The organism is Parabacteroides sp. AF17-3 (assembly GCF_003635445.1).
Lineage (GTDB): Bacteria > Bacteroidota > Bacteroidia > Bacteroidales > Tannerellaceae > Parabacteroides > Parabacteroides goldsteinii.
This window is the reverse complement of record NZ_QTMM01000001.1, coordinates 672,645-682,992: the sequence shown is the minus strand read 5'-3', so window position 1 is coordinate 682,992 and position 10,348 is coordinate 672,645. Positions and strand designations below refer to the sequence as shown.

Sequence of the window (10,348 nt, the reverse complement as noted above, 5' to 3'; positions counted from 1 at the left end):
CTCGAATGCGGGTGCAAAAGTAGTAGATTACTACATACGATCCAAACTTTTTACCGATTATTTTTCATTTATTTTTTAACCGGAGACAATGTTATATAATGTACGCACAAAGAAGACTGAAAAAATACAGGGAGGCTCCCAGGGCTTTCTCAGATAAAAAACTTTCTTCCTCAAGACAATTAAATTTCCGATTCAAAGAATTATTCGTTCGATATATGTTTTCTATTCGTTCGACAACTGTCGAATGATTATTCGATAATTGTTGAATGAATAAAGAACAGCTGTCGAACGATTTTTTTTGTATAGACGAAAAATTAGTGCCCCATATTATAAAAAGACAAAGGCTCTAAATACCATCTAAAATATTCAGAGCCTTTAATACTAATATAAACACGAAATTACATCACTGGTGCATCCGGAGCTTTACCCGGTTTCGGCGCTTCTCCTTCTTTATAGTCAGGTAATGCTCCCATTTCATATTTCTCCGGACCATAGCGAAGAGTAGATGCCATGATCTCATCCCAGGAAATAGGCTTTCCGGTGTAAGCTGCCTCACGTCCCAGAATAGCAACCTGAGTAGAATAGGCCAACGCTTCTGCCTGATTTATTTTCTTATCCAAACGGATTGATTCAACAAAATGCACATGTTCCTGATCATATGGATTCTTTACAGGTTTATTCTGATAATCATATTCCCAAAGAGTATTTCCATTATAATCCACAATTTTAATTTCACCCCGGTCATTCAGAGAGGCCATCCCCTTGGTTCCATATACCTGCTCGGAAACATTTCCGTCACAACCGTCGATCTGACGAGCAGTCGCCAACATGCGTTTGTTATTGTTATAATAATAATCTACACTGAAAAAGTCATAGATATCACCGGTCAGGCGCTGCGCACGACCACCGAAACCAACAGCACGGATAGGACGGTCTTCCATAAACCAGGTTACCACATCAATATTATGAATAGCCTGATCCAACAGGTGATCCCCACTTAACCATTTAATGTTAAACCAGTTACGAATACAGTATTCCATATCGCTCCATTCCGGACGTTTGCGCTTATTCCACCATGCCCCCTGGTCCCAATGAGCGGAAGAAGATACGACATCACCAATCAATCCGTTTTTTACCTGCACATAAGCCTCCCAATAATCTCTGCGATGACGGCGTTGATTACCTGTTACAACCGTCAACCCCTTAGATGTTGCAACTTTGGCTGCAGCAATCACTGTACGGATTCCGGTCGGATCGACAGCACAAGGCTTTTCCATAAAAATATGTTTACCAGCCTCAACCGCCGCCTTGAATTGCTCCGGTCGGAAATGTGTAGGAGTACATAACAGGACTACATCGATATCATTCATTGCCAACACCTTCTGATAAGCATCGAAGCCTAAGAAACAATTGGCATCAGGAACTTCATTTTTAAATTGTTCAGACAATACTTTCCGGCAGGTCGCCATTCTATCCGGGAACAAATCAGCCAAAGCAATAATAGACACATTCGGTCCTGATTTGAGGAATTGTGTAGCCGCCCCGGTTCCACGATCGCCGCAACCCACCAAAGCTGCTTTTAAGGGTTTCCCATCAGGTGCCACCTCTACGAAAGAGAACATTCCCAATTCTTCCGGAGAATAACTCTTCGCAGCCGTTCCTGCACTTTGTTGTTGTGTACATGAAGTCATTACAGCCGACGACATACCCAGTGGTATTCCGGCACCCAGCAATGCTGTGTTTGTTAAGAAATCTCTTCTTTTCATGGTATTAATAATAAAAATATAGTTATTAGACGCCCAAATATATAAATTCACCTGGAATAAAACAAGCATAAAAGATTTTTTATAGACCACATTATTAGAGACATAGATGAATTTTAGATGTATTTTAGACAATAAGTAAAATAATATTGTATAAAATACGGCAAGTATCCTATAAAACCAGCACGGCTCTGTAATACAATAACTAAAAATAGCAAAACAGATAGAATATCCTTATATAAATTATATTTTTTGTACCTTTGAAGCATCAACAATAACATAATCAAACGATGAAAAGCGCAAATTATCTTTTCCTCCTCGGATTAGGACTTACTACTTTAATTTCCTGTAAAGAAGTAAACGCCCCTGATCCTGTTTATCCTGTTCCAACGCCTGAACAGGTGGAATGGCACAAAATGGAGACATATGCCTTCGTTCATTTCGGTTTAAACACATTCAATGATCTGGAATGGGGATACGGGAACACGCCTGCTTCCACTTTCAATCCTACAGATTTAGATTGCGAACAATGGGTTCGTACGATCCAGGCTGCCGGATTAAAAGGAGTGATTCTCACCGCCAAACATCATGACGGTTTTTGCCTGTGGCAAACGGCAACCACAGAATACAGCGTTAAAAATTCTCCCTGGGAAGACGGAAAAGGTGATATGGTAAAAGAGCTTTCCGACGCCTGCCACAAGCATGGATTGAAATTCGGTATTTATCTCTCCCCCTGGGACCGTAACAGTGAGAATTACGGACAACCGGGATATGTAGAAAAGTTCCATGCCCAATTACATGAATTAGTCTGCAATTACGGTCCGTTGTTCGAATACTGGTTTGACGGAGCTAACGGCGGCAACGGCTGGTACGGCGGCGCAAATGAAACGCGTTCTATCGACCCGAATACCTATTATAAATATGAACAGGCTGTCGACACGATTAAAAAGTATAATCCTTCCGTCATGATTTTTGGAGGAACCGAACCGACCATCCGCTGGATCGGCAACGAAGAAGGCTGGGCGGGCGATACTCAATGGAGTATGTTCACTAAAAAAGACGGCATACATTATCGTCAGAGCCAGTGGGGACTGGAAGACGGTGAAGAATGGCTGGGTGGCGAATGTGACGTTTCCATTCGTCCGGGTTGGTTCTATCACGCACGTGAAGACCATCAGGTAAAATCATTATCACATTTAGTCGATCTGTATTACCGCAGTGTCGGACATAATGCAAACTTCCTGCTAAACTTCCCGGTTGCATTAAACGGAAAGATCAGTCCGACGGATTCTATCCGTGCAGTCGAATGGTATCAAACCATACAGAACGATTTAAAAACCAACTTATTAAAGGGTGCATCCGTAAAAGCCAGCAATTCCCGCGGCGGCCAGTTTAAGGCTGACAAAACGAATGACGGCAATTGGGATTCTTACTGGGCTACGGAAGACGGAGTTACAAACGCTACGCTTACCTTCACCTTCAGCAAACCGACGGATGTAAACCGCCTGATGATACAGGAATATATCCCATTGGGACAGCGTGTCAAAGCATTCACCATCGAAACAGAAAAAGACGGGCAATGGACACCGGTTGAAGCAGCCGATTCCACGACGACTGTCGGCTACAAACGTATCGTCCGTTTCCAGACTGTCAATGCAGACAAGATACGCATCAACTTCCTGGATGCACGCGGCCCGCTATGTATCAATAATGTAGAGGCTTTCCTGGCACCGGCCTTATTAACCGAACCGGAAATCAGACGTGACCGCAAAGATGTTGTTTCTATCCGGGTAGAAGATAAAAACTCGGAACTCCATTATACGACTGACGGCTCGGTACCGACAAAAGATTCCCCCCGTTATACCGAACCTTTTGTTTTTGCTCAAAAAGGAACAATCAAGGCTATCTCGTACGACCGTACTTTCGACAAGAGCAGTCCGGTTTCCGTAAAAGAGCTGGATATTCCGGCATCCAACTACTCTGTCATTTATCCAAAAGACGAAAAAACAATAGCGATGTTCGACGGCAACGGATATACGACATTCTATTTACCGAAAGGGAAACAGGAAATCGAAATACAGTTAGCAAATGATATGCCGATTGCCGGCTTCCGCTATGTACCCAACCAGGGACGTGATGCCGGAGGACATATTTCAAATTACCAGTTGTTTGTCAATAACAAGAAAGTTGCAGAAGGCGAATTCTCGAATATTAAACATAATCCGATAGAACAGGAAATCCGTTTCCCGGCTATAAAAGGAAACAAGATACGGTTTGTTGCAACCCGCATCGTCGATAATCAGCCCCAGGCAGGGATCGGTGAGTTTTCGGTAATTACAGAATAAAACCGGTATTACAAAATCAATACGATTCAAATAAAAAGGAGTGTTGGACATATACGTTTCGACACTCTTTTCTTATATACACCACAATGACATTTTATTCAGATTTGATCTTCCCCGACGGTTCAACCGGGAAGAATCATCAAAGTTTCATTTTAATGCCCTGTATGCGTTTTCTATATCAAAAAGAAACCTCGCTAATGCTTTTCTATGTTTCGTTGTTCAGAGTTTCCGCTGATAGCTTTTCTTTGACAAATACAATCTTATTTACTTAGTTCTAGGGGAACTCTGTCCATTTGGACTATCTTTATAATTATAACAGAAACTGTTTTATAAAAATATTTTAGACTCAGGACGATAAACTTATTGGTGCTTGCTGTCGTTTTTTTTAGTTATTGAAAAAAACGTTGGCAAGTTATACAAAAATATTACAACTGCAACTTTTTTTATCATAAAAAATCCAGCTCAATTAAACATTCAGCAGCAAGAACCACCGAAATCAAACTAATGGAAGCTATTTTTCACGCCTTTTAAACGACAATTAACATCAAATCCTCATGTTATAGCAAATTTCACTTTTCCCTGCCCACAAAGCAACTGATTCTCAACAGGGTAAAATTCAATAAAAGAACATAATGCCGAGATTCAAAACAAGCTCATTAACCCCTCCTTATGACTAATGGACAGAGTTCCCCTAGGACTCAGATATAGCTTATTTAACCTTTGTGAAAATTGTAGTTATATTATATAATTTAATGTGTGTGAAATGAAAAAGTTAACTTTTACTTTACTGTGCCTTGTGATCTGCATGTGTACAGTAGTGGCTCAAAATGTGAAGGTGACAGGTACTGTTACCGCCGCAGATGACGGTCTACCGATTATTGGAGCATCAGTTCTTGTTAAAGGGACAACGATTGGTACAGTAACGGATATCGAAGGTCGTTTCTCTTTGGATGTACCACCCGAGGGCAAAATTTTGCAAATCTCGTATGTCGGCATGAACATGCAGGAAGTAGCTGTAAAGCCTGTTATTAAAGTACTCCTGCAATCAGACACCCAGAATTTGGATGAAGTTGTCGTTACGGCAATGGGTATTACCCGCTCTGAAAAAACCCTGGGGTATTCAGCAACGACCGTTAAGGCCGATGAAATTATCAGCTCACGTACGACCAATGTTGCCGATGCTCTCTCCGGTAAGGTTGCCGGATTATCGGTTAGTTCCACCTCTTCTGACCCGGGTTCGGTTAGTAACATTGTAATCCGCGGTTTCAGTTCTATCAACGGAAGTAATCAACCACTGTATGTAGTTGACGGTGTACCTTTACAGAATAATATGGTTTCCGGTGATGGCAAAAACGTATCAACCGGAGGTATTTCAAGTGTGGCTTCTGAAGATATCGCTTCGATGACTGTATTAAAAGGAGCAGCCGCAACCGCCCTTTATGGTAGCCGTGCCGCTAACGGTGTGATCGTGATTACCACGAAATCAGGAAAGAAAGGCGACGGACGGAATTTCTCAATCAGCTACAGCGGTAATGTACAGGCTCGTATGGTCTCTTTTCTGCCGGAAATGCAGAACTCGTTCGGACAGGGATGGAACGGTGCACAGACATATATCGAGAATGGCTCCTGGGGCCCTCGCCTGGATGGATCAATGCAGGTGTATGGCCCGATCTGGAATAATCAGCAATTGATTCATGAATACAGTGCAAAAAAAGATAATGTAAAGGATTTCTTTGATCCGGGTTGGTCGCAGAACCATACAGTTTCCTTGAGCGGTGTTTCTGCCGACACCAAGATGGATTATTATCTGTCTTATTCTTTTACGAAAGATGACGGTATCATGCCGAAGGATTATGATACGTACGAACGTAATACGGTAGCTTTCCGTGGCGGCTATGAGGCGACAAACTGGTTGAAAGTGTCTTCTTCCCTTAATTTTGCACGCAGCCAGACAGATGCAGTCGGCAGTTTCCAAGGTACATCCGTGATCGACGGCGTGTTTGAGTTACCTCGCGACATCTCTATCGTAGACATGAAAGATACCAGTTCACCGTTCAATACACCGGAGGCGTACTTTACTCCTTACGGTATCACAAACCCCTACTGGGCGTTGGAAAACAATTACAACCATACGGCTTCGAAGCAGATTTACGGTAAAGTACAGGTAGATGTCACCCCGATTAAAGAGTTGAAACTTTCCTATCGTATGGGCTTCGACTATACGGACTATGACCGTAAGGTAGGTACTCCACAAATTAACCTGGACGACGCGCTGATTGACGAAGACTATGGATATGCTCCTTCCAACATGAACCAAAGCGGACATGTATATACCCGATATGGCCGTCATTACGAATTGAATCACGATTTCCTGGCTAATTATTCTAAACGTTTCCTGGATAACAAGCTGGATGTGAACGTAAATGCCGGTGTAAACATGAACGAACGCGGATATACGCGCATGACCGGTCAAACCGACGACTTGTCTTTCTATTCCGGATTCTGGGATCTGAGCAACGGTTCTACAAAAACAACATTGTCGGAAAGTCAGAATAAACGCCGTTTGGTAGGTCTCTTCGGAGATGTAACCATTGGTTGGGACGATATGATTTATCTGAACTTAACCGCTCGTAACGACTGGTCGTCTACATTGCCTATCGACAACAACAGTTTCTTCTATCCGGGTGCCACATTGAGTTGGATCTTTACCCGTCTAATCCCGGAAAATGAAGTTCTTACTTTCGGAAAGGCTCGTTTAGCATATGGTAAGACCGGTAACGATGCGGATCCTTATCAGACAGGTCTGACTTATATACAAGGTACGGCAAATGGCTATTATGGCAGCGACATATCCAAGTTCCCGATGAACGGAGTGAATGCCTTTATAGCTTCCAATACAAAAGGCAGCAACACATTGCGTCCGGAAATGACATCAGAATTTGAAGTCGGCATGAACTTACAATTCTTCAACGGACGTTTCGGGATCGATGCAGCCTATTACAACCGTAAAACGAAAGACCAGATCTTTACTCTTCCGACCGATCCGTCAACAGGTTTCAGCTATATGGTAACCAACTTCGGTGAAGTCAGCAACAAAGGTATCGAATTAGTTATCAATACCACTCCGGTACAGATTAAAGATTTTCGTTGGGATTTGAGTTTCAACTTCTCAAAAAACAACAACAAGGTACTTTCATTACCTGAAAGCCTGGAAGGCGGAAAAGTTTCCATCTATAACTTCTCTGCCGGTAACGATGCGATTTATATGTATGCCGAAGAAGGTAAGCCGATGGGGCAGTTCTATACTTACTTACCGAAGAAAACGGCAGATGGAAAGCCGATCGTAGACGCAAACGGTTATCCTGTTTTAGGTACATCGGTCGAAGATACCGGCAAAAACATGAATCACGACTGGACAGGCGGAATCAATACAGCTTTTACCTATAAAGATTTCACATTGAGCGCAGCTCTGGATATTCGTAGCGGTGGTTATATGTTCTCACGTACGAAGAACCTGATGCAATTTACAGGTAACGGTGTAGTTACAACTTACAACGACCGCCGTCCGTTCATTATCCCCAATTCAGTCGTTGATAATGGCGATGGCAATTATACCGAAAACACCACCCCGATTTATCTGGGCAACGGCAGCTATCAAACCTATTTCAATGATTACGGATATGGAGATGGTGGAGAAGCTTATTTGCTTGATCGTTCATTCGTTAAATTGCGTAACATCAGCCTGACCTGGAATGTTCCGAGACAGTGGGTGCGTAAGATGTCATTGAGTAATTTGGCCATTACGGCATTTTGTAATAATGTATTTACCTGGACCGCATCAGATAACCGCTACGTAGATCCGGAATCAACAACCGTATCACAGTCTTCTTATGGTGACCTGGCAACACAATTCGGTGAACTGTATACCAACCCGTCTTGCCGTATATTCGGATGCAACCTGAGTGTTAAATTCTAAAATGAGGAGAAAATAAAATATGAAAAAAATATTATTGGCATCTGCACTGCTTTTGGGTGTAAGCTTCACTTCTTGCAACAGCTATTTGGATATCAACACGGATCCCAATTCGCCAGCCGAGGAGAACGTAGAGACTTCCATGTTAATGCCTGCCATCGAAATGAACACGGCTTCAAGCTATGGTAATTTTTTGCGCATCGCCGGAGGTTTCCATGCCCAGCAATACGCGCACTTATTCGGAACAAGCAACTATTTGGACTATTCAAAGTTCAATATGTCGGCTACCCGCAGTAGCGGAACCTATACACAATTCAATCAAAAAGCATTACAGAACCTGAAGACATTACTAATCAAGTCCGCAGAGCAGGAAGACTGGGGTACCTATTTGGCAGGAACGGTTTTGCGCGCGTTTGTTTATGAGGCTTTGGTTGATTGTTATGGCGAAGTACCTTATACAGAAGCACTGGATTTAGAAAACTTCCCGACTCCTAAATATGATGAAGGACAGGTGGTTTATGAAGGAGTGATTGCAGAAATCAATGAGGCATTGGAAAAGGTTTCGGCATCGAATATCGTATGCACCAACTTCCTTTTCCCGTCTTCAACGGCCGACAAATGGATCAAGTTCGCCAATGCATTGAAGTTGAGGATGCTGATGCGTATATCCGGTGTGAAAGACGTACAATCAGAAGTGGCTGCTTTATTAGCAGAAAACAACTTCCCAACCACCGACGTTTCTTATAAAGGATGTTGGAAGAACGAACCAGGGCAGATGAACCCGTTCTATTCGGAAGAATTTGCTACGACCTGGGGGTCTACGCAAACCAATATCGCTGCCAACCTGGCGATCATCGGTACGATGCAAGTAAAGAACAGCGAAGGCGCTGTCGAATATGAAGATCCTCGTTTGGCTGCTTTCTTTCAAAAAAACAAAAGCAATGAATATATCGGCGGTATTTCAGGAACCAACTATCCGAAGTCTACCAGTAAATTGCAGGATTGGTGCCGTCCGGTGGCCACATTCGATATGCCGGTTTACCTGATCACCGTATCAGAAGTTGAATTCTTCAAGGCTGAATATTATGCACGATATGGATCTGCAGCCGATGCCGCCACTCATTATGCGGCCGCCATCGAGGCTTCTTTTGCTTCTGCCAACGTAAGTGGAGCTGCCGACTATGTAGCCCGTTATCCGTTCGATGCTTCCAATTATAAGAAGAGTATCGGTATCGCAAAATGGGTAGCCCTTTCCGGTGTCAACCCGTTCGAAGCCTGGTGTGAGATGCGTCGTTTGGATTACCCCACATTCGGTACAGCCAAAGGTAGCGACTTTTATACCGAAGGCGATCAGGAATCATACAATACATCCAAATATGTTCCCGGTACGTTGTACACGCCGATTCAGGTATTTGGCGAAGTGGGTGCAAATAAATTGCTGGAACGTTATCCGTATGCAGAAAGTTCTTCTTCCCGTAATGAGAACACACCGGCATTCCCGGGATATACGTCACCGGTGTTTTGGGGTAAATAATTTAATTTAAAAGAGAGATTTATGAAAAAAGTAATTTATAGTTTATTGCTTTTTTGCGGTCTTTTCGGTTTATGGGGCTGCGAGAAAACGACAGAAGGTCTGACTAAAGTGACCTATTATGTGAACTTTGAACTGAATGGTGATGATCCCATGCTGGTACCAGTGGGCAGTACATTCTCTGATCCCGGTGTTGTTGCCATGGAGGGAGAAGAAGATGTGACCGCTTCGGTAACTGTCAATAGTGATGTGAAAGCTGATCAAATCGGTCTATATTCCGTATCTTATTCAGCTACGAATGCGGATGGATTCTCCAGTTCGGTTAAACGCACGGTGGTTGTTTATGATCCGGAGGTCACAACAGATGCTTCCGGTGATTATACGGTAGACTCAAGCGTCAGTTATCGAAATATGAATGGTCAACAAGCTCCATTCAAAGGAGATTTCAGTGTATCTGTTACTTTGGTAGCACCAGGCATATTTGCCGTATCCGATTTTCTGGGAGGTTGGTATGACCAAGGAGCCGCTTACGGTGCAGCTTATGCCATGAAAGGCTATTTCAAACTGAATGCAGACAATACGATCGAACCGCTCAGTAGTTTGCTTGCTGGTTGGGGCGACTCTATGGACAGCATGAAAGAGGGAAAATATGACCCGGAAACAGGACAGATTTCTTGGTATATCGACTATGCGGGAACGATGACATTCTATGTAATAATGAACAAATAAACGGATA

Annotated in this window: 5 protein-coding genes; 4 read left to right on the top strand and 1 reads right to left on the bottom strand. The window is 43.0% G+C overall.

Features of this window, described 5'->3' with window-relative positions; translation table 11 throughout:
• Positions 1-398: 398 nt before the first annotated feature.
• The gene (locus DWW91_RS02300; protein WP_233584385.1) at positions 399-1,766 is read right to left on the bottom strand and encodes a Gfo/Idh/MocA family protein; all 1,368 of its coding nucleotides are present in this window, start codon (positions 1,764-1,766) and stop codon (positions 399-401) included.
• 287 nt (positions 1,767-2,053) lie between these two features.
• Here DWW91_RS02300 and DWW91_RS02295 point away from each other — a divergent pair, with 287 nt between their 5' ends.
• The 4 genes from DWW91_RS02295 to DWW91_RS02280 all read left to right on the top strand — a co-directional run bounded on the left by DWW91_RS02295 (position 2,054) and on the right by DWW91_RS02280 (position 10,341).
• On the top strand, positions 2,054-4,108 hold the full coding sequence (locus DWW91_RS02295; RefSeq protein ID WP_122326815.1) for an alpha-L-fucosidase: 2,055 nt from the start codon (positions 2,054-2,056) through the stop codon (positions 4,106-4,108).
• Positions 4,109-4,871: 763 nt separating this feature from the next.
• Positions 4,872-8,084, top strand: a complete 3,213-nt coding sequence (locus DWW91_RS02290) for a SusC/RagA family TonB-linked outer membrane protein (protein ID WP_009860788.1) — start codon at positions 4,872-4,874, stop codon at positions 8,082-8,084.
• Positions 8,085-8,103: 19 nt separating this feature from the next.
• Complete coding sequence (locus DWW91_RS02285) at positions 8,104-9,615, top strand: SusD/RagB family nutrient-binding outer membrane lipoprotein (protein WP_010801402.1); 1,512 nt, start codon at positions 8,104-8,106, stop codon at positions 9,613-9,615.
• 21 nt (positions 9,616-9,636) lie between these two features.
• Positions 9,637-10,341 carry a BT_2262 family domain-containing protein gene (locus DWW91_RS02280; RefSeq protein ID WP_009860786.1) on the top strand — a complete coding sequence of 235 codons (705 nt, stop codon included), beginning with the start codon at positions 9,637-9,639 and terminating at the stop codon, positions 10,339-10,341.
• Positions 10,342-10,348: the final 7 nt, after the last annotated feature.